Annotated in this window: 21 protein-coding genes and 1 pseudogene; 1 reads left to right on the top strand and 21 read right to left on the bottom strand. The window is 35.4% G+C overall.

The window, feature by feature from the left end:
* Positions 1-322: 322 nt before the first annotated feature.
* The 16 genes and pseudogenes from WAX74_RS07730 to WAX74_RS07655 all read right to left on the bottom strand — a co-directional run bounded on the left by WAX74_RS07730 (position 323) and on the right by WAX74_RS07655 (position 15,243).
* Positions 323-832, bottom strand: coding sequence for a DinB family protein (locus WAX74_RS07730; protein ID WP_336497071.1), 510 nt, complete (start codon positions 830-832; stop codon positions 323-325).
* Positions 833-1,036: 204 nt separating this feature from the next.
* Positions 1,037-1,549 (bottom strand): NUDIX hydrolase, encoded by a 513-nt coding sequence (locus tag WAX74_RS07725; RefSeq protein WP_336497070.1) that lies wholly within the window; start codon positions 1,547-1,549, stop codon positions 1,037-1,039.
* 401 nt (positions 1,550-1,950) lie between these two features.
* Positions 1,951-3,069, bottom strand: coding sequence for a Nif3-like dinuclear metal center hexameric protein (locus tag WAX74_RS07720; RefSeq protein ID WP_336497069.1), 1,119 nt, complete (start codon positions 3,067-3,069; stop codon positions 1,951-1,953).
* Positions 3,066-3,764, bottom strand: a complete 699-nt coding sequence (locus tag WAX74_RS07715; protein ID WP_336497068.1) for a tRNA (adenine(22)-N(1))-methyltransferase — start codon at positions 3,762-3,764, stop codon at positions 3,066-3,068. The genes WAX74_RS07720 and WAX74_RS07715 overlap by 4 nt, the downstream gene beginning before the upstream one ends.
* An 86-nt stretch (positions 3,765-3,850) precedes the next feature.
* Positions 3,851-4,237 (bottom strand): cytochrome c550, encoded by a 387-nt coding sequence (gene cccA, locus WAX74_RS07710; RefSeq protein ID WP_336497067.1) that lies wholly within the window; start codon positions 4,235-4,237, stop codon positions 3,851-3,853.
* A gap of 137 nt (positions 4,238-4,374) precedes the next feature.
* Positions 4,375-5,514, bottom strand: a complete 1,140-nt coding sequence (locus WAX74_RS07705; protein WP_336497066.1) for an acyl-CoA dehydrogenase family protein — start codon at positions 5,512-5,514, stop codon at positions 4,375-4,377.
* Positions 5,515-5,679: 165 nt separating this feature from the next.
* Positions 5,680-6,024, bottom strand: a pseudogene (locus WAX74_RS07700) (LacI family DNA-binding transcriptional regulator); the annotation flags it as partial.
* Between the two features lie 6 nt (positions 6,025-6,030).
* Entirely contained in the window at positions 6,031-6,867 is an 837-nt protein-coding gene (locus WAX74_RS07695; protein ID WP_336497065.1) for an SDR family oxidoreductase, read from the bottom strand.
* A complete protein-coding gene (gene uxuA, locus WAX74_RS07690) occupies positions 6,864-7,937 on the bottom strand; it encodes a mannonate dehydratase (RefSeq protein WP_336497064.1) in 1,074 nt (357 codons plus the stop codon). The genes WAX74_RS07695 and uxuA overlap by 4 nt, the downstream gene beginning before the upstream one ends.
* Before the next feature lie 16 nt (positions 7,938-7,953).
* On the bottom strand, positions 7,954-8,577 hold the full coding sequence (locus tag WAX74_RS07685; RefSeq protein WP_336497063.1) for a bifunctional 2-keto-4-hydroxyglutarate aldolase/2-keto-3-deoxy-6-phosphogluconate aldolase: 624 nt from the start codon (positions 8,575-8,577) through the stop codon (positions 7,954-7,956).
* A gap of 12 nt (positions 8,578-8,589) precedes the next feature.
* On the bottom strand, positions 8,590-9,546 hold the full coding sequence (locus WAX74_RS07680) for a sugar kinase (protein WP_336497062.1): 957 nt from the start codon (positions 9,544-9,546) through the stop codon (positions 8,590-8,592).
* 372 nt (positions 9,547-9,918) lie between these two features.
* A complete protein-coding gene (locus WAX74_RS07675) occupies positions 9,919-10,482 on the bottom strand; it encodes a hypothetical protein (protein ID WP_336497061.1) in 564 nt (187 codons plus the stop codon).
* 91 nt (positions 10,483-10,573) lie between these two features.
* Positions 10,574-11,701: an RNA polymerase sigma factor RpoD gene (gene rpoD, locus WAX74_RS07670; protein WP_336497060.1), complete on the bottom strand. Its 1,128-nt coding sequence runs from the start codon at positions 11,699-11,701 to the stop codon at positions 10,574-10,576.
* A 25-nt stretch (positions 11,702-11,726) separates the two neighbouring features.
* The gene (dnaG, locus tag WAX74_RS07665; protein WP_336497059.1) at positions 11,727-13,559 is read right to left on the bottom strand and encodes a DNA primase; all 1,833 of its coding nucleotides are present in this window, start codon (positions 13,557-13,559) and stop codon (positions 11,727-11,729) included.
* Positions 13,560-13,783: 224 nt separating this feature from the next.
* Complete coding sequence (locus WAX74_RS07660) at positions 13,784-14,593, bottom strand: pyruvate, water dikinase regulatory protein (protein ID WP_336497058.1); 810 nt, start codon at positions 14,591-14,593, stop codon at positions 13,784-13,786.
* A gap of 11 nt (positions 14,594-14,604) precedes the next feature.
* The gene (locus WAX74_RS07655) at positions 14,605-15,243 is read right to left on the bottom strand and encodes a helix-turn-helix transcriptional regulator (protein ID WP_336497057.1); all 639 of its coding nucleotides are present in this window, start codon (positions 15,241-15,243) and stop codon (positions 14,605-14,607) included.
* Between the two features lie 325 nt (positions 15,244-15,568).
* On the opposite strand from WAX74_RS07655, the gene WAX74_RS07650 reads away from it, so the two are divergent.
* On the top strand, positions 15,569-16,951 hold the full coding sequence (locus WAX74_RS07650) for a glycine--tRNA ligase (RefSeq protein ID WP_336497056.1): 1,383 nt from the start codon (positions 15,569-15,571) through the stop codon (positions 16,949-16,951).
* A 467-nt stretch (positions 16,952-17,418) separates the two neighbouring features.
* Here the strand turns inward: WAX74_RS07650 and recO are convergent, their stop codons facing one another.
* The 5 genes from recO to ybeY are packed head-to-tail and all read right to left on the bottom strand — an operon-like array spanning position 17,419 to position 20,408.
* A complete protein-coding gene (gene recO / locus WAX74_RS07645) occupies positions 17,419-18,201 on the bottom strand; it encodes a DNA repair protein RecO (RefSeq protein ID WP_336497055.1) in 783 nt (260 codons plus the stop codon).
* Positions 18,202-18,244: 43 nt separating this feature from the next.
* Positions 18,245-19,165, bottom strand: coding sequence for a GTPase Era (era, locus tag WAX74_RS07640; RefSeq protein ID WP_336497054.1), 921 nt, complete (start codon positions 19,163-19,165; stop codon positions 18,245-18,247).
* Entirely contained in the window at positions 19,149-19,559 is a 411-nt protein-coding gene (locus WAX74_RS07635; RefSeq protein WP_336497053.1) for a cytidine deaminase, read from the bottom strand. The genes era and WAX74_RS07635 overlap by 17 nt, the downstream gene beginning before the upstream one ends.
* Positions 19,560-19,570: 11 nt before the next feature.
* Positions 19,571-19,936, bottom strand: a complete 366-nt coding sequence (locus WAX74_RS07630) for a diacylglycerol kinase family protein (protein ID WP_336497084.1) — start codon at positions 19,934-19,936, stop codon at positions 19,571-19,573.
* Positions 19,923-20,408 (bottom strand): rRNA maturation RNase YbeY, encoded by a 486-nt coding sequence (gene ybeY / locus WAX74_RS07625; protein ID WP_336497052.1) that lies wholly within the window; start codon positions 20,406-20,408, stop codon positions 19,923-19,925. The genes WAX74_RS07630 and ybeY overlap by 14 nt, the downstream gene beginning before the upstream one ends.
* Positions 20,409-20,412 lie beyond the last annotated feature (4 nt).

The following is a 20,412-nucleotide window of genomic DNA, read 5'->3' as shown; positions in this document are numbered from 1 at the left end:
TGTTCGTCGAGCCAAGATTTTATTCCACGCTTCCTCTAGCCCTTACCTCACGATAAGTACCTTGCGCTTCCTTAGTGGTTGGTCGATGTGTACCCCCACAGTGGACTTTCACCACCTAGATAGTTGCCATGCCTGGCACACATATGAAAAGCTACTCCAAATGGAGTAGCTTCAGAAACAAAAGGCATTTGGAATGTACTCATTCCAAATGCTTTTTATATTTTATAAAGATTCTTTTCAATTTTGCCAAAGGATACAGCCCAAATATATATTAGACATTCGTGATGTCTGCACTTTCCGAATAAGCAACTGTAATTTAAGGCTATGTTAAAGTTAAAAGTATTTTTATCTCTTTTATTTGTTCTGTGTGGCGCTGTTCATGCAAATATATCTGTTCAATCCATTGGTCAAGTGGCAATTCACCTAAGGCAGGATGCTTAAATGATCTTTCCGCCAATATCGATTTATCCTCTATTGTACTAAGAAAAGTTAGAAATTTTTTTCTCGAATCGTTTAACAAATCAATAATTGACTGAACTTCAAACGGCTCTACATCTGGTTCAACGATTTCGGGAGCTTTAAATTTTTTCGTTCGATCCAATATGAGATGAACATTTTTTCGTTCTGTTTGAGTATTATCAACCTTTTTTAATCCAAATGCAATAGCCTTTATTGTTGCCTGTTCCACTAAAACTAAGTGATGACAAACTTGTGCTATACTCCACATATTCACACCAAGCCTACCATTAAATTGAGAATAACTTAATGAAGCAATCTCTTTTACTAACATATTTCTCGTTTCATACAGATTGTCATTTACTAAATTACTCATGAAATTCTCCCTTCACCAGAAAGTAAATATCTAGGTTCCTATTCTATATATATTCTCCACGATGAAAAGTATTCTTTGAGAATTATTTTACTATTGTACTTTCGTTAATATTTTCCTTCTTAAACTAACTTCTTCGTTACTTCAATAGCATAATAAGCAAACTTATACAGAATATTCGCCTCACTGTTTCTGAAATCAATAATTTTAATATATTTTTTTGAGTTTCTTTAAAACATAGATTTCACGTTTTAACCACCCGTTCTTTTCAATTTCAAAACTATTAATAATTTTTTCATTTTGCTCAATTGCATTATCAAGGGAAACCCATTCTGCACTAAATTCCTGAGCGGACTCATAATCATCCAATTTTTGAGCAATTCTTTTATCGTTTATTAATTCACAATGATAATAGTGTGAAGTCATCTGGAATAAAGCGGTATTGTCATATTCGTCTAATTTCCTTTCAATTACTGATCCCAGCTTATCTTTAACTATACAGTTAATATATCCAGTTTCTTCAGCAACTTCGCGAATGAGACACTCCGAATGGCTTTCATTACCTTCAACCCCTCCGCCAGGAAATTTATAATCCCCCTTATTCGAATGGACTAAAAGGATTTTATTTTTTTCTAATATAATTGATCTTATAGCTTCTCTGTAATTGACCTTAATATCGCCTTGAATTTGTTGTTCTTCTATTACCTTATTAAAAATCATTATTCCTCCTAAGTATTTCAATTCTTTCTACTTATACTTCAATAAAGTAATGAATTAATCCTCTTATATCTTAGAACATTCATTTAATTGAAGTTTAGCCCTGTTAAATGAAGAAAAAGAAAAAAAATTATGCCTTCTCTTTAGCTAATTTAAGTGTAATCCTTCATAATCTTATTTGAATTTTTAACATAAATACCCAATTATGATGAATCTATTAATCAAAGTTTGTTTGATGTAGGTTGGCATCTTCATGTTGTTTTATGATAAAACAACCTATTCTTTTAACATAGCCTCATTTAACAGCAAAAAATAATAGATCCCGAAAAAAAGAACTGTAGACAACTCGGTTTTTCAAGTTCGTCTACAGTTCTGAAGCTACTCCCGATGGAGTACCTTTTCTATTATAAAAGTTGAAATGGTTCTGTTGAAATTTTTGAAGGGATAAATTCAACGAAAAGATTTTTATTTTTACAAAGTTTTTTCATATAATCTGCAACACCAGTTTTCATGATTTGTTCTATATGATGTCCAGGATCAATTACAGCTAGATTGATTGCTTCAGCATCTTGTGCAACATGAAAGTATAAATCTCCCGTAATAAATACATCAGCACCCGCTCTTTTGGAAGTATGAATGTATTTATTCCCATCTCCGCCTAAAACGGCAACCTTTTGAACTTTATTATTTAAATCCCCTACGACACGTACAAATGGAACTTGAAGTTGGTCCTTCACCGTTTTAGCATAATCTGCAAGGGTTACTGGTTCTGGTAATTCACCAATTCTTCCAAGACCTTTTTCATTCACTTCTAAATCCAGTTGAAACAAATCATATGCGGGCTCTTCATAAGGATGAGAAGAAAGTAAAGCTTTTAATACCCGGTTTTTTATAGAAATAGGAAATATAACTTCTAATTTATCTTCTTTTACAATCGATAGCTTATTTGCCTGTCCTATATATGGCTCTGCATCTTCTGAAGGTTTGAACCTTCCCTCTCCAACCGATGTAAAACTACAGTTTGTATAATCTCCAATTTCACCTGCTCCAACATTACCCAAAGCAACTCTCACTTGCTCAGTAGATTCTGTTGGGGTAAATACAGCTAACTTCATTAAACGTTCGGAAGCTGTCTTTTCCAAAATCTGAACATTCTTTAATTGTAAACTGTCTGCTAAGAGATCATTAACTCCTCCAGACGCTATATCTAAGTTTGTGTGAGCTGCATACACGGCAATATCATGTTTGATCAGCTTTTCGATTAGACTTCCTTGGGGTAAGTCAGTTCGCATATTTTTTAAACTACGATATATTGGCGGGTGATGCGCAATAATAAGTTCACATTGTGTATTAATTGCTTCATCCACTACTTTTTGATTCACATCTAATGTTACGAGCACTTTGGTAACAGGTTTATTGAGCGTTCCTATTTGAAGACCAATTGAATCACCTTCAACAGCAAGAGATTTAGGAGCCCATTGTTCAAATAGAGATATTATTTGTTGACCGTTTGTAGGTTTCATGCGTTTAATGCCTCCTCTACTAACGCTATTTTGTGTTCTAATTCTTCTTTTTTCTGTTTTACTTCTGGCGTGAAATTAATTTTATTAAATTGGTCTAATATTCGACGCCATTCATTGCTTTCGTTTATCCATTTCTTTTCGAACACTACAGACTTATTATTAATTAAAATTGGACCAAATAATAATTCTCTATCAGTGAGAGTCATTTTGCCTCTTTTCAACATGATAATTTCATAAATCTTCCCATGCTCTTCCAATATAGTTTCATCAATAATTTTCCATTCATTATTTATAGCCCATTCACGAATAGCTTTCGCATGTATATTCGGTTGTAAGATTAATGTTTCTACAGTAAGGAGTCTTTCTTTACCCTCCTCTAATATAGCTGCTATGAGTGGTCCTCCCATACCAGCGATGGTCACTGTCTGAACACCATCAGTCGGTTGAATCACTTCTAATCCATCTCCAAATCGGACATCTATGTGTTTCTCTAATCCTTCACTTTTCACTTGTTTTTGCGCTGACTCAAAAGGACCTTTTACTACTTCACCTGCAATTGCTCGTGATATTTTCCCGGAGTGAACTAAATAGCAGGGTAAATAAGCATGGTCACTTCCAATATCCGCTATTATAGAATTTTCTGGTACAAAGGAAGCTACTGTTTTTAATCGTTCAGATAAATTTTTTGCATTCAATATAAACACCTCTGCCAATCATTATATCAAAAATTGAAAAAGACCTCGATTCTTTTAAAGAATCTGAGGTCTTTTTAAAAATATCATTATTCACCTAAAGATTTAACCCATGCCGCCATAGCGTCAAGATTTTCTTCTGGAACTAGTCCAGCTGGCATAGCGCCTTTACCATTTGCTAAAACATCTTTAATCTCGTCTTCAGATAATTTAGTAGCTACTAGAGAAGGAAAAGCTCCTTGTCCTTCATAACTGTTACCATGACAACCGATACATTTTCCTTGAGCAAGAGCTTCCGGATCAAAGTTACCAGCTGCTGCTTCTTCGCCACCTTCAGCAGCACCTTCTTCACCGCTTTCAGCATGTTCTGAAGCAATTTCTTCTTTGTTATTTACACCTTCAATAGATAAGAAGAAAATTAGACCGATACCAAATGCCATTATTAATATAAATGGAATAATTGGATTCTTTTTCATTAATTAACCCTCCCTCTTGATACATTCATTCTAATATAGAATTAGTCAACACTAATATTGTACTGCATTCTAACCAAAACGAAAAGTCTAAAAGAGGAAGTTTTCTAGCATTGTGACAATTTAGACATAAATTCGACTTAGCAACCAATGTATCTGGCGATAACCATACGTTGAATTTCAGATGTCCCTTCACCGATTTCTAGAAGTTTTGCATCTCTCATATATCTCTCAACTTCATATTCTTTCATATAGCCATATCCACCGTGAATTTGAATTGCTTGGTCTGCTACTTCCATTGCAATTTCAGATGCATATAATTTACACATGGATGCTTCTTTACTGAATGCTCTACCTTGATCTTTTAACCATGCAGCTTTATGGACCATTGTTCTAGCTAACTCTATTTTCATAGCCATATCTGCTAATTTAAACTGAGTTATTTGAAACTCGGAGAGAGTTTTACCAAATTGTTTGCGTTCTTTTGAATAACGAAGCGCACGATCAAAAGCTGCTTGAGCTATACCTACCGCCATAGCTCCAATTCCAATTCTTCCACCATCAAGGGTTACTAAGAACTGTCTGAAACCATTTCCTCTTTTACCAAGTAAATTCTCCTGAGGAACTCGAACGTTTTCTAAAACTAATTCAGTTGTATTAGAAGCATTTAATCCCATTTTTTCATAATTATCAATCACGGAGAAGCCCTCAGCATCTGTTGGAACGATAATTGCTGAAATTTCCTTTTTACCATCTTTTACATCCGTAATAGCAGTTAATGCAAGATGCTTCGCATAACTAGCATTTGTGATAAAGGCTTTATTTCCATTGATTATAAAGTTATTACCATCTTCTTTTGCTGTAGTTTGAGTTCCACCAGCATCGGAGCCTGCATTAGGCTCTGTTAGACCAAAAGCACCAAATGACTCGCCAGTACATACTGGAACTAAATATTTTTGCTTTTGCTCATCTGTACCAAAAAGATTTAAAGGAGCCCCACCTAATGAAATATGAGCTGAATAAGTGATACCTGTAGAAGCGCATGCACGACTTAATTCTTCTGTTACGATGGCAAAACTAACTGTATCTGCTCCTGCCCCTCCATATTCTTCTGGAAACGGTAAGCCCATCATCCCCATGTCGGCTAACTGTTTGAAGATTTCTTTTGGAAACTCTTTTGTTTTGTCTCTCAGGATAGCACCTGGAGCAACAACTTCATCTGCGAATTCACGAATCGTTTTGCGAATCATTTGTTGTTCTTGAGTTAAATCAAAATTCATTTTTCCATCCCCTTTGTAAATAAAAACGCTTACATTCTTATTATACTAAAAACAAAATAAATTCACAGTGAAAATAACAAAACTACTATTACTATCCTAATTTTCAGAATAGTAATAGCAGATTAGTGAACAATGTCATTTTTTAGGTTTTGTCCCATCCCTCTATGCTTTTAATTTAGTTGTCTTTGAATTCTCTTCCTCCGGTTCATCATCTGCATTACAGACAATGATATGAAAGCCATGTTGATTAAAATTATTTTCTATTGCACGGTTTATCTGAGTGGAAAACGTGTGAAGGATATTTGCCACAATCACACCTATTATAAATGTAGATTTTTGTTTTAAACTACGTGCCACAATGTTGTCTATAATTTAACTCTTCTATGGTTTTTCAATTTTTTTACGTGTGCTATCACTCATATACTCATATCGCTTATTTAAATATTGAGAAACAGTACTCTTAGACACTTTTGCTTGTTTTGCAACATCTGCTATCGTAATGTTTTTCATAGGTTTTTAAACACCTGAGTAAGCCATGAATCCACCATCGACCGCTAATGTCGTTCCTGTAACAAACGATGAATACGATTCATCTATAAGAAAGAGCAATGCACCAAGTAATTCTTCAGGCTGACCAAACTTTTTCATTGGGGTAGCTTCCATGATTTTTTGGGATCGAGCAGTATAGTTTCCACTTTCGTCTAGTAATAGGTTCTTATTTTGAGTAGTGATGAAAAATCCTGGAGCAATTGAATTAACTCTTAATCCAGCCTCGGCAAAATGGACAGCCATCCACATCGTAAAGTTGTTTATTGATGCCTTTGCAGCACTATAAGCTGGTACTTTTGTCAAAGGCGCATATGAACTCATAGATGATATATTAATAATCGTTGGGGCTTCTGCTTTTAGTAATTCTTTTCCAAATACTTGGCTTGAAAGGAATGTACCCGTGAAATTCAACGAAAATACACTTGAAAATCCATTTTCGTCTAAATCAAAAAATGATTTACCTTTTGTATTCTCATCAAATAGTTCAGTATCTGTAATCGCATCAGAATGATTTCCACCTGCACCATTAATTAGAATGTCTATGCGACCAAATTGTTGTAAAATCTTCTCTTTTGCTTGAACAAGAGATTCCCTACTTAATACGTCTGTTTCTATGGAAATAGCTATGCCACCTTCTTTTACTATATCGGAAGCCACAATTTCGCCTTTTTCCGCTGTTCTATTCAGAATTGCTATATTTACTCCTTGCCGAGCAAGCTCATGTGCCATTTTAGAACACAGCACACCGCTCCCTCCCGTAATGACTGCAACACGGGCTTTTAAATTTTCATGGATAGGTATCATATCAAATACTCCCTTTTTGTCTCATAGGCATCCCATAAACCAAGTAGATACATAATGCCTAATGCACGATCATACAATCCATACCCTGGACGACAAACTTCACCCCAAATATGACGACCATGATCTGGTCTAACATATCCATCGTAATTTTGTTTATGGAGCTCTTCGACAACGCCTTTAATATCTATTGAACCGTCACTTGTAAAGTGAGAGGTTTCCGTAAAGCTTCCATTTTCATAAATTTTCACGTTACGTATATGAGAGAAAGGAGAGCGTGAAGCATATTTTTTTGCAACCTGTACCATGTTATTTTCAGGGCTAGCTCCCATAGAACCAGTACACATTGTGAAGCCGTTTGATGGTGAATCCGAAATAGAAATCAATTTCTCATAACTATTTTCTCCTGTAATAATTCGTGGTAAACCAAAAATGGAATACGGTGGGTCATCTGGATGAATAGCCATTTTAATTCCTACAGCCTCTGCAACTGGCAGTATTTCATTTAAAAAGTATGCAAGGTTTTTCCATAATTTCTCCTCATTTACTTCTTTGTAGGCTTCGAATAATTCTGCTATTCGAGCCATTCTTTCAGGTTCCCAGCCTGGTAAAGTTAAATCAGATGATTCACTTACAGTTCTAACAAGCTCTTGTGGATCTAAATTCTCTACTTTCGTTTTGTCAAAAAACAATGCTGTCGAACCGTCTTCTAGTGGATGAAACATCTCTGTTCTAGTCCAGTCAAATATAGGCATGAAATTATAACAAATAACTTTCACACCAAATGCCCCTAAATTCCTAATTGATTCCTTATAATTTTCAATATATTGATCGCGTTCTGCGTTCCCTAATTTTATGGACTCATGAACATTGACACTCTCTACCACATCCGCGTGGAAACCGAATGATTGTATATATTCTATTTCTTCTTTAATCTCTTCTTGTTCCCACACTTTACCTGCAGGTTTTTGGTGGAGTGCCCACACAATTCCCTTAACACCTGGAATTTGTTTAATGTGTTCAAGTGTTACAGTATCATTACCTCTACCATACCAACGAAACGTCATATTCATAGTGTAAACTCTCCTTTTACTTAGTACTTGCTGTTATATATTTTTTACTAGCTTCTACAACTGCCTCATAACCGCCAGCTGTATAAGCTTTGTTTAAATCGCTTCCAACCCCAACAGCCACTGCGCCAGCTTCTAACCAGTCTTGCATGTTGCTAGCGTTAATCCCACCTGTGGGCATAATCTGGACATGTGGTAAAGGACCCTTTACAGATTTAATAAAGGTAGGATCAAAATTATTTGCCGGGAACAATTTTAAAATATCGCAACCGGATTCTAATGCCTTTACCATTTCTCGGATTGTCATACACCCTGGTAAATAGGGAATACCATATCTATTACAAACTTTTGCAACCTCCTCGCTAAAATGAGGACTAACGACAAATTTAGCACCAAAAAGAATTGCATGACGAGCAGTTTCAGCATCAAGAACAGTACCTGCTCCTAAAAGAGCATCAATTTCTTGAAGTTCTTCAAATGCCTTTTGTACACGTGGTGTTGTATAAGTTAATTCAATAATACGAATGCCACCTTCTACTGCAGCCTTTGTTAATTGAATTGCTTCTTCTGCGTTATTCCCTCGAATAACTGCAACGACTTTTGATTCCGTTATTTGGCTTAAAACAGAATGTTTTGTCATCATGAAATTTCCTCCCTATCTTTCAATTACTTTTTCATTACGTATAAAAGCAAGTACTTCATCTAGTTCAGGAAGTCCTTCATTGTCTCCAGAAACGGTAGTAACAAGTGCACCTACACCATTTGCAAATTCTAATCTTTCAAGCGGTTTGTAGCCATGAAGATGTGAGTATATATAACCTGCATCAAAACCGTCACCCGCTCCAACTGTATCAATTGGATTGACCGAAAATGCTTCTTTTGCATACCATGTGTCATTTGTGTATACTTTGGATCCGTTTCCACCATCTTTTACGACTAATTGTGAAATAGCATAACTTTTTGCGAATTCAACTAGTGATTGTTCAGTAGAATTTCCGATAATCATATCTATTTCATCTAAACCCGTTAGTAAAATATCAACATATGGGAAAATCTCCTTGTAAGTAGATATTGCTTGTTCTATCGACCATAACTTTAATCGTATGTTCGGATCAAATGACACAGGGATATCCTTTTGTTTGGCTAGTTTCAACAATTGTTTCGTTATAACTAGGTTTTTAGGATCAATTGCTAGAAAAACACCTGTTATATGAATTAAATCTATTCCTTCCAACATTTTCAGTGTAATATCAGTTGGCTCCATGGTAAGAATAGGCGATTGATATCGGTAATAAAAAGTTTTTCCAGACCCATCTTCTCTAATTTCTTTAAAATTTAATGATGTAGGGTATCCGTCAACTAATTTTACATGTGATACATCTATGCCCTCACCACGAGCAAAATTATAAATAACTTTTCCAAATTCATCTCCACCTAAGCGACTTATCCACTTAGTATTTAATCCAAGACGAGCACATCCGATTGCAAAGTTTAATTCAGCTCCCCCTACTTTTCTAGCAAATGTCTGAACATTTCTTAAGGGTCCGGTATTGGACGGATTAAACGTAATCAACGCGTCGCCTAGCGTTAATACACCATAATTTGAAGGCAAGACTATCAACTCCTTTTTAATTAATAGATTTATATAGTTTGTATCCATTCATTTTTATAAACCGGTTTAGTAAATCGATTTATATTTATTATATATTGAAAGGGCTTTCAATATCAAGGTTAATTTCAGAATAGTATGTCACATTGATTATAAAGAATTTTATAAATTTAGACTCTGTTCGACTGAGGGAACTGAAAAACTCTTCAAAGCAAGCATGTGAACTACATTTCGTATACATAGTCGCTTTTTATCTGGGTCCCGTTGATTTTCGTTCCAGGCAGACGCTTTCCGCCGGTATGGCTTCCCTCGTTACACTCCCTTAAAAACAAAAAATGCCAACTAGTTTTTGATTAGTTGGCATTTTTAACTATATTAATAATAAGATTTAAATATGTAAAATAGAATAAATACGATTCCTATTATTCCTGAGATACTGAAATAAACCAATTTAAGAAGTAAGCCAGAAAATAACCATATTAAACAATTTCCAATGATTAACCCTATTAACACATAAGGATAATCAACAAAATAGACATCCCATATTTTAAATGAGGCACCTAACAATAAAAGAGCTGAACATACCATTAATATCGGTGTTATAACAGATTTATTTTTTGCTAACTTAAAAGCTATGTATAAAAAAGAGACAATAACGACACCTGCTAGAATAATAGGAATAAAAGCTAATGAGGTCATAAATATTAAAGATCCTATTAGAATAGAAGTAATTATCCCTAAAATGAGATAAGCCATTCTTATCTTACCCTTTTCTTTGGAAAGTACTGCTTTAGATGATTTTTCCTTCTCCTCCACTACAGCATTTTCCCCTTGAGCATATAGTGCAGTTAGAAAATCGCAATAATGTTCAGGGAGAAGTTTGTTTTGTTTCCAAAAAGCTATTTCATTTAGTATTATTTGCTTACGTTGAAGTGACATTATTCGCCCTCATTTCACATGCAATTGTATCCATTATAGCATTTACTAGGCGAAGAAAAAAAGACATCCTATAAAACAGGATGTCTTTAAATTATTCTAAGAAATCTTTTAGGCGCTTACTTCTTGATGGATGGCGAAGTTTACGTAATGCTTTCGCTTCAATTTGACGAATACGCTCTCTTGTTACACCGAATACTTTACCTACTTCTTCCAGTGTTCTCGTACGTCCATCATCTAGTCCGAAACGTAAACGTAGAACGTTTTCTTCTCTATCTGTCAACGTATCTAATACGTCTTCTAATTGCTCTTTTAATAATTCATAAGCTGCGTGATCCGAAGGAGATTGCGCATCTGCATCCTCAATAAAATCACCTAAATGTGAATCATCTTCTTCCCCAATTGGAGTTTCTAATGAAACCGGCTCTTGAGCAATTTTTAATATTTCTCGAACTTTTTCAGGAGGTAAATCCATTTCTTCTCCTATTTCTTCTGGTGATGGTTCACGCCCTAAATCTTGCAATAATTGACGTTGTACACGTATTAATTTATTAATCGTTTCCACCATATGCACTGGAATACGAATAGTTCTTGCTTGGTCTGCGATTGCACGTGTAATTGCTTGTCTTATCCACCAAGTAGCATAAGTACTGAATTTGAATCCTTTTCTGTGGTCAAATTTTTCTACCGCTTTTATTAGACCCATATTTCCTTCTTGGATTAAATCTAAGAACAGCATTCCACGCCCAACATAACGCTTAGCAATACTTACTACCAGTCGAAGGTTAGCTTCCGCTAGACGTTTTCTAGCTTCCTCGTCACCTTGTTCAATGCGTTCAGCAAGTGCTATTTCCTCTGATGCTTTTAATAGATCCACACGTCCGATTTCTTTCAGATACATACGTACAGGATCGTTAATTTTAACACCAGGTGGAACACTTAAATCGTTTAAGTCGAAAGTCTCTTCTTCTTTCCCTTTCATTAAACGATCTAAATCTTCTTCATCGCCGTCTTTACGACTAAGCTCAATTTCCTTTCCTTCCAAATGATCTATAAATTCCTCAATTTGATCGGACTCCAATTCAAAATGAGCTAATTTCTCAGCGATATCATGGTATGTTAATTCACCATTTTTTTTACCTAATTCAATCAATTGTTTTTTTGCTTCTTCTAATGTAATTTCAATTTCAGTTTCTTTTGTACGTTCGGACTTGTCCGCCATAAGAATTCCTCCTTTTACTACCGGTTTATTTCTCAAAAGCCGCTAATGATTTTTTTAATTGAATAGCTTCCTGAGCAAGTTGTAGAGCCTTAACAATATCCGTCATTTTCTCTGCTTCTTTTGCTTCATGTAGCTTTTGTTCTATTTGCTGCTCTACCCGGTATTTTCTAATATGGCGCAAACAGTCCATGACTTCCTCTTGTTCATGATCTGGATCACGTTCTGAGAGCGCTGCTTCCATAACTATATTTCTAATTTCTGCATCATTAATAACTTCTAAAAAGCGTTGAAAATCTCCTTCCGGATAATCTTCATAAAATCCAGTTAACCTTACATAAGCAGCTTCATATACGTCGCGTATAAAACATTGTTCTCCATTAATATTTCGAGCAATATCAATAACTTGGGAATTATGAAGCATATGAGAAAGTAAAATTCTTTCCGCACGTTCATCCGCTGATAAGGTTTTTTTCTTTTTCTTCATCTCTGGATTAACTTGAAGAGTTTCAGGTCGTTGATTTTTAGATTGCTTAGCTTTATTACCTTGAAGTTTTCTAAGGTGTTGATAGATTGCTTCCTCCGAAACATTCGTTTCTTGCGAAAGTTGTCGAATATATAAATCGCGTTCTACAGAAGAATTTCTTTCACTCAGTATTTCCAAAATTTCTTGGATATACTGCAAAGTATCATTTTCATTATTAAAATTCTTGTCTCTTTTAGAAACAATCATCATAAAAGATAAATAGGAATGCGGTTTTTCTATAATTTTGGTTCTGAATGCTTCTTCACCATAGTTTTTTATATAATCATCTGGATCCATAGCATCCGGAATTATTGCGACTTCCGTTTGTATATTTTGAGACTGTAAAGCAGATGCTGCCCTTTTAGCTGCCTCCATACCAGCTTTGTCGCCGTCATAACAAAGCGTCACATTGGATGTTAGTCTGTTTAGCTTTAATATATGTTGGGACGTCAAAGCAGTCCCCATAGTTGCAACACCATTAGTTATACCCGCTTTTGATGCAGCTATAACATCTAAAAATCCTTCAAAGACAATAACATTACGCTGCTTTCTTATATCTAGTCGGGCTTTATCTAAATTATAAAGTACTTGGCTTTTTTGAAAGATGGGAGACTCAGGACTATTTAAATATTTTGCTTCATTTTCTGATTTATGAAGAATTCTTCCTGAGAAAGCAATAACATTTCCACCTTCATCAAAAACTGGAAACATAATTCTTCCTCGAAAACGATCAAAATACTTAAGTTCATTTTCTTTTCTGATAATGAGCCCAGTTTTCTCAATTTCTTGTAAATCCATACCTTTTCGTTCTAAAAGCGAAGTAAGGGCGTCCCAACTTGTAAGAGACCAGCCAATTTTGTACTTTTCAATGATTTCTTTTGAAAACCCTCTTTCCTCTAGGTAATTTAATGCATCTTCCCCTTCCACTGTATGAAGCAATAAATGATGAAAATAATCACTTGCAAATTCATGTGCTTTTTTCATAATTGTTACTTCTTTTGAGACTGGGGCTTTTGCTTCTGAACTATCGGAGGAACTTTCTTCTATCGTTAATCCAATTCTACTTCCAAGTTTACTTACTGCATCTTGGAACGATAGATTTTCGATATCCATTACAAAGGTAATAACATTACCGCCTGCACCACATCCAAAACAGTGAAATATTTGTTTTTCCTGTGTCACAGAAAAAGATGGTGTTTGTTCGCCATGGAAAGGACATAACCCAAAATAGTTTCTCCCTCTTTTCGTAAGCTGAACATATTCGCTTACTACATCGACGATATCATTGCTAGTTCTAACTTGTTCGATAATCTCTTCTTCTATACGATTTGTCATTACTTCACCATCTTTACTTGCTATTTAACTTAATTCGAGAGAATCAATAAAATTCCTGCAAGAATCGACAAAATAATTCATAAAAAAAGTTTCATAGAGAATAAATTTCTTTTTTCCACAAATAACAATTATAAAACAATTATTCATTTTAATCTATTACTTTATTCGATAGACAATACAAAAAAACCTTTTCACAAATGTGAATCGGTTTTATTTCTTATAATTTATTTTTGTTGAGTATGATTAATGACTTCATTTGCTGTTTCTTCTACAGCTCTGTTCGTAACATCAATCACTCTGCAGCCTATTTTTTTTACAATCTTCTCGAAATGTTTTATTTCTTCATTTATACGTTCTATTTTAGCATAACTAGCATCATCATTTAAACCAATTGCAATTAGTCTTTCTTTTCGAATTGAATTTAACTTCTCTGGTGTAATTACCAGACCGAAGCATTTATTTGGGTCAACTAAGAAAAGTTCTTCTGGTGGCTCTACTTCAGGAACAAGCGGAACATTAGCCACTTTGTATCTCTTATGTGCTAAATATTGAGATAAAGGTGTTTTAGAAGTTCTTGAAACGCCTATCAATACAATGTCTGCTTGCAATAAACCTCTAGGATCTCTCCCATCGTCGTACTTCACTGCAAACTCAATAGCCTCAATTTTTTTAAAGTAATCTTCGTCTAGTTTTCTAACTAATCCAGGCTCTTCAAATGGCTTTTCGTTCAGATTTTTTTCCAATAATTGAATAACGGGACCAATTAAATCTACTGAGTCAAGTTCATATTCATCACAATATTTTATCAATGCATCACGCATCTCTTTTTGTACAAGCGTATATAAAATAATTGCATCTTGTTCTTTTGCAAGTTCTGTAATTTCTTTTATATGAAATAACGAATCAATATGTGTAAATCTTTTCAACTTTGTATGTTGAAGGCCCGGCCTAAATTGGCTAATTGCAGCTTTCGCAACTAATTCACCAGTTTCTCCAATAGAATCTGAGATAATAAATAGGTTAAGCATTTTCATAGTTATCCCCCTCACAGATCATGGTCATCGGCTAATGATAGGAAAGCACGCGTGATATTCGTCTTCGTAATTCTTCCAACTACCTCTAAACCATCTTTTCTTTCTTTAATAACTGGTAAAGAATCAATTTGTCTACTTATCAATTTTTTTGCTACATCTATTATCGTATCTTCTTTCATGCAGTACGTTATATTTGGCATTCTTGTCATAATCATATGAACCGGAATTTTATTTAAATCCTGATTTCCTATACTTGTTCGTAGAAAATCTTTTCTTGAAAGTACGCCTGATAAAAGTGAATTTTTATCCACTACGAATAGGGAACCTACATCTTCTAGGAACATATGACATATCGCATCATATACGGTCATGCTTTCCTCTACAACGACTGGTATGGATTGAAAGTCCTTTACGAGCATTTGTGCAATATTATCGGATATAGCTTGACTTGTTTTCTTGCCTGAGTAAAAATAACCAACTCGCGGACGAGCATCTAGAAAGCCTGCCATCGTTAAAATTGCAAGATCCGGTCTTAAAGTAGACCGAGTTAAGTGAAGTCTTTCTGCAATTTGTTCACCTGTAATGGGGCCGTTTCCTTTTACAATGTCCAAAATCTCGTTTTGCCGTTTGTTGAGTTCGATTGGACTCACCGCCTCAAAGTGTTATACTTGATACTTATCAAGTATATACGATAATGTCTATGATTGCTAAGAAAACTGGCTCATGTTACAATATCAACAAATAATAAAGCGTTGAAGAGCATTATAAGTACTGTAAAGATAGCGAGTGGTGATGGTGAAAGACCACAAAACAGGAAAAGGCAGCTCGGAGCTTATGCTTTTAAAGTGGATTGTAAGTTACAATCAATCGGGGTGGAACCGCGGGTTTAATACTCGTCCCCGGGCTATTATGGCCCGGAGACGAGTTTTTTTGCGTTTACTCTAAAAAAGCATTTAGAAAAATGGAGGTAATTATATGGCAATATCAATGGAGGAAGTAGTAAGTTTAGCTAAACAAAGAGGGTTTGTTTTTCCCGGGTCGGAAATATACGGTGGGCTTGCAAACACTTGGGATTACGGTCCACTCGGTGTAGAACTTAAAAACAACATTAAAAAAGCTTGGTGGAAGAAATTTGTCCAAGAATCACCATACAATGTTGGATTAGATGCAGCTATTTTAATGAATCCAAAAACTTGGGTAGCTTCTGGTCATATCGGTAATTTTAATGATCCAATGATTGATTGTAAAAAATGTAAATCCCGTCATCGTGTCGATAAAATTATAGAAGATGCTCTAGAAAAAAAAGGTATAGAAATGGTTGTTGACGGTCTATCATTTGAAAAAATGGAAGAAATCATGAAAGAACACGAAATTGTTTGTCCATCTTGTGGTGCTTTCGATTATACTGACATTCGTCAATTCAACTTAATGTTCAAAACGTTTCAAGGAGTAACGGAATCATCTACAAATGAAATCTTTTTACGTCCAGAAACTGCACAAGGAATTTTTGTTAATTACAAAAACGTACAGCGATCTATGCGTAAAAAAATGCCTTTTGGTATCGCACAAGTAGGTAAAAGTTTCCGTAACGAAATTACACCTGGTAACTTCACTTTCCGTACAAGAGAATTTGAACAAATGGAATTAGAATTCTTCTGTAAGCCAGGTGAAGATATGGAATGGTTCGAGTTTTGGCGTACCTATTGTCGTGATTGGTTATTAAACTTAGGTGTGTCTGAAGATAGCATTCGTTTAAGAGATCACTCGGAAGACGAACTTTCTCACTATTCTAATGCTACTACTGATATCGAATATAAATTCCCATTTGGATGGGGTGAACTTTGGGGTATTGCAGATAGAACAGATTTCGATTTAAAACAGCATATGGAGCATTCTGGAGAAGATTTTAACTATATCGACCCAATTACGAATGAACGTTATATTCCATATTGTATCGAGCCATCTTTAGGAGCAGACCGAGTAACACTGGCATTCCTATGCGAAGCATTTGATAAGGAACAATTAGAAGGTGATGATACTCGTACTGTATTACGATTCCATCCTGCTCTAGCTCCAATCAAGGCAGCAGTTTTACCATTATCTAAAAAATTATCTGAGGGTGCAACTTCATTATTCTCAGATTTAAGCAAACATTTCATGGTAGATTATGATGAATCTCAATCTATCGGTAAACGTTATCGTAGACAAGATGAAATCGGAACACCATTCTGTATCACATATGATTTCGATTCTGAAACAGATGGTCAAGTTACTGTTCGTCACCGTGACTCAATGGAACAAGCAAGAATGCCTATCGCAGAAGTTCAATCGTATATTGAAAAACAACTACAATTTTAAATATTTAGCATTAATAAAAGCCCTACTCTTAAGTGGGGCCAGACTGTAGTCAAACTCAATTTTGGGTGCATAGAGTTGTATATCAAATTCTGCAAGGACCACCACTTCGCTTTCCGTGGGCTTGGCTTCAGCCTCCTTGGCCAACAGGATGTTGGTCATGCAATCGTTGCCGCAGGATGCGGCGAACTTAGATTGCCTTCCCACTCAACTGCGGGGTCTTCTGCTCAAGCTGTTCCCACAGGGGTCTTCGTGGTGGTCCTTGCCTTATAGACAATTCCTTATAGATATCTACTATCTTTACTTTTAATTGGATAAAGTAACTTCTTTAGGAAGATTTATTATTATTCATAACTGTTTACCGAAATACATTTGTAGTCAAGATTAAAGTACTATTTTTAAGTGGGGCTTTTAATGATTACTCCAAAGGTTTTTTTCTATAAATTAGAAAATCCAAGCGTGGAAGATATTTATTCTTCCTCACTTGGATCTTTTTTTGGTGTATAAAATTCAGGGGTCTTCTCCATCTGGTCCAAAAAGCTCTGTGACTTTAAACGGATACCCACCTGCTCACTATAAATAGTGCGTACAATTTTTTTAATAAATCCTTTTGTTTCTTTTTTCAGTGAAAGCTTCCCAACTTGGTCAATAGGTACAGTATAAAAAGTACGAATAAGTTTTACTTGTGAAGGTGTCAGCCTGATGATATAAGGATCTATGGAAAAGCAACGATGACATAGGAAACCTATTTGCTGAAATGAAAAGGAAAATTCTCCATCAGTCGCGCCACAATTTGTACATTGATGTAACACTGGATATACACCGGCTATCGGCAGCATCTTCCATTCCACAAATAAACTGATTGCTTCTGGATCATATTCATCCGAAATGGCATGTAATGCCTGCTGTAAAATATCAAAAAGACGCGGCTTAGGTGACTCATCATCGATCAATTTATCAACTAATTCCATTATAAAGCTAGCATAGGCAGTAGTAAAAATGTCTTCTCTTATAGATCTCATCGAATCGATAATTTCTCCTTGTTGAAGAGTCCCCATTCCCCTACCCTGCTGTACTAGAAAATAAGCATACGTAAAGGGTTGCGAAACGGACGCTAAACGACTAGTTGGCTTTTTAGCGCCACGAGCAAGTGCTGCTCTTTTTCCAAGCTCTCGAGAAAAAATCGTAACGATTTTATCAGATTCTCCATAAGAGGAAGATCGCAAGACAATCCCTTCAACTTTTTGGAGCAATTGTCTTCCCTTCCTTCTTTGCTAAGAGATTATTTTCAGCATATTAATACTCATCTTCTCTAAAACCATAGTCTCTTAAGTGAGTAGACTTATTACGCCAATCTTTCTGTACTTTTACCCAAAGTTCTAAGAATACTTTTGTCCCTAGTAGCATTTCAATATCGTGACGAGCTCTAGTTCCAACTTCTTTGAGTAAAGCACCTTTTTTCCCGATGACAATCCCTTTTTGGGAATCTCTTTCGACGATTATTGTTGCCATTACTCGAATCATGTCTTTCTCGGTATCTTCTTCTTTTTTAATTTTGTCGATTACAACTGCTATTGAATGTGGAATCTCTTCACGTGTTAAATGTAGTACCTTTTCTCGAATTAATTCAGAAATAATAAATCGTTCCGGATGATCCGTCACTTGGTCTGCCGGATAATATTGAGGACCTTCCGGTAAATATTTTTGAACAGTTTCAAGTAATCTTTCTACATTATTTCCTTGAAGGGCTGAGATTGGGATAATCTCTGCAAAGTTGTATTTATCTTTATATGACTCGATAATTTTAATCAATTCATCTGGATGAACTTGGTCGATTTTATTGATGACTAGAAAAACAGGTGTTTCATTATTTTCTAGCATTTCAATTATATATTCATCGCCTTTTCCTATTGGTTCCGTAGCGTTTACCATAAACATAATAACATCTACTTCACGTAGCGTATTTTTTGCGACTTTTAACATAAAGTCTCCAAGCTTATGCTTCGGTTTATGAATTCCTGGTGTATCAATAAAAATCATTTGGCTTGCATCCAAAGTTAATACACCTTGTACTTTATTTCGAGTAGTTTGGGGCTTATCACTCATAATGGCAATCTTTTGTCCAATTACTCGATTTAAAAAGGTTGATTTTCCTACGTTTGGTCTTCCAATAATAGAGATAAATCCTGATTTGTAGCCTTTATTGTTTTGCTCCATATTCCATGTCCTCCGTTGTAAATGCACCCGGTAAAAGTTCTTCAACCGTTGTTTCAAGCACATGTCCATTTAAATTTGTTAAATATACTGGCATATCTCTTTCACAGAATTCCACCAGTACTTGTCTGCAAGCACCACATGGTGACACAGGCCCTGCCGTATCCGCTACCACAGCTATTGCAGCAAATTTTTTCTTTCCTTCTGAAACTGCTTTGAATACAGCCGTTCTTTCTGCACAGTTTGTTAGCCCAAACGATGCATTTTCAATATTACAGCCATGAATCACTTCACCATCAACTGTTAAAAGTGCGGCTCCAACTGGAAACTTTGAATAGGGAACATACGCTTTTTCTCTTGCAGCTTTAGAAGCTTCCATTAACATTTCTTTATTCATCTTTTTCACCTCTAAAATAAGATTCCCCACCATTTAGGGATAAATATAATTAAACCGACAACTGCGCTACATATGGCGTATATTAAACATGCACCAGCAGCTAAATCCTTTGCTTGCAATGCAAGTTCATGATAGTCGGGTGACGCTAAATCGACAACTCGTTCAATTGAAGCGTTTAATAATTCTACCATGAACATGCCACAGATTAACATAATAATGATTATCCATTCAGTTTTAGATAACCCAGTAGTTATACTTGCTATAATTACTACGATTGCGGCAAGTAAATGAAAACGAAAATTCTGTTCACTTTTTATAACATGTAAAATCCCATGGGAAGCATATATAAATGATTTTATAAGTTTACGACTGTCCATGGCCTTCACGTTTCAATCCAAAAGCCTGTAGTATCGTTTCCTGTAAACCAAACATTTCTTGTTCTTCCTCTTTTGTTCCATGATCATATCCAAGTATATGCAAAAAGCCATGGACAGCTAAAAAGCAAAGCTCTCTTTCAAATGTATGACCATAGGATGCAGCTTGTTCACTTGCACGTTCGACTGAAATAATTATATCACCTAAAAGAGTAGGGATATCTGCATTTTTTATCTCGATCTCCCCTTCACCCATTTCCTCCATTGCAAAAGATATGACGTCAGTGGGAACGTCTTTATCCCTGTACGTACGATTAATCTCTTGAATAGCGTCGTTCGTTACAAATGTCACACTAACTTCACTTCCACTTTTTACTGCTTGCTGATCAGCAGCAAATTGCAATACCTTTTCCACTAGTTCGATTGTTTGTTCGGATAATGTGTTAGTCTCATCCATTAAATCTAGTTCTAACATATTT

The sequence above is a fragment of the Psychrobacillus mangrovi genome, assembly GCF_037104765.1.
GTDB classification, from domain to species: Bacteria; Bacillota; Bacilli; order Bacillales_A; family Planococcaceae; genus Psychrobacillus; species Psychrobacillus mangrovi.
The sequence above is the reverse complement of the archived record's forward strand: the minus strand, read 5'-3'. Positions and strand labels throughout refer to the sequence as shown.

Coding starts and splice junctions, on each gene's coding strand:
- WAX74_RS07730 (WP_336497071.1), bottom strand. CDS start 832: ATGAGTAATTTAGTAAATGACAATCTGTATGAAACGAGAAATATGTTA.
- WAX74_RS07725 (WP_336497070.1), bottom strand. CDS start 1,549: ATGATTTTTAATAAGGTAATAGAAGAACAACAAATTCAAGGCGATATT.
- WAX74_RS07720 (WP_336497069.1), bottom strand. CDS start 3,069: ATGAAACCTACAAACGGTCAACAAATAATATCTCTATTTGAACAATGG.
- cccA (WP_336497067.1), bottom strand. CDS start 4,237: ATGAAAAAGAATCCAATTATTCCATTTATATTAATAATGGCATTTGGT.
- WAX74_RS07705 (WP_336497066.1), bottom strand. CDS start 5,514: ATGAATTTTGATTTAACTCAAGAACAACAAATGATTCGCAAAACGATT.
- WAX74_RS07695 (WP_336497065.1), bottom strand. CDS start 6,867: ATGATACCTATCCATGAAAATTTAAAAGCCCGTGTTGCAGTCATTACG.
- uxuA (WP_336497064.1), bottom strand. CDS start 7,937: ATGAATATGACGTTTCGTTGGTATGGTAGAGGTAATGATACTGTAACA.
- WAX74_RS07685 (WP_336497063.1), bottom strand. CDS start 8,577: ATGATGACAAAACATTCTGTTTTAAGCCAAATAACGGAATCAAAAGTC.
- WAX74_RS07675 (WP_336497061.1), bottom strand. CDS start 10,482: ATGTCACTTCAACGTAAGCAAATAATACTAAATGAAATAGCTTTTTGG.
- rpoD (WP_336497060.1), bottom strand. CDS start 11,701: ATGGCGGACAAGTCCGAACGTACAAAAGAAACTGAAATTGAAATTACA.
- dnaG (WP_336497059.1), bottom strand. CDS start 13,559: ATGACAAATCGTATAGAAGAAGAGATTATCGAACAAGTTAGAACTAGC.
- WAX74_RS07660 (WP_336497058.1), bottom strand. CDS start 14,593: ATGAAAATGCTTAACCTATTTATTATCTCAGATTCTATTGGAGAAACT.
- WAX74_RS07650 (WP_336497056.1), top strand. CDS start 15,569: ATGGCAATATCAATGGAGGAAGTAGTAAGTTTAGCTAAACAAAGAGGG.
- era (WP_336497054.1), bottom strand. CDS start 19,165: ATGGAGCAAAACAATAAAGGCTACAAATCAGGATTTATCTCTATTATT.
- WAX74_RS07635 (WP_336497053.1), bottom strand. CDS start 19,559: ATGAATAAAGAAATGTTAATGGAAGCTTCTAAAGCTGCAAGAGAAAAA.
- WAX74_RS07630 (WP_336497084.1), bottom strand. CDS start 19,936: ATGGACAGTCGTAAACTTATAAAATCATTTATATATGCTTCCCATGGG.
- ybeY (WP_336497052.1), bottom strand. CDS start 20,408: ATGTTAGAACTAGATTTAATGGATGAGACTAACACATTATCCGAACAA.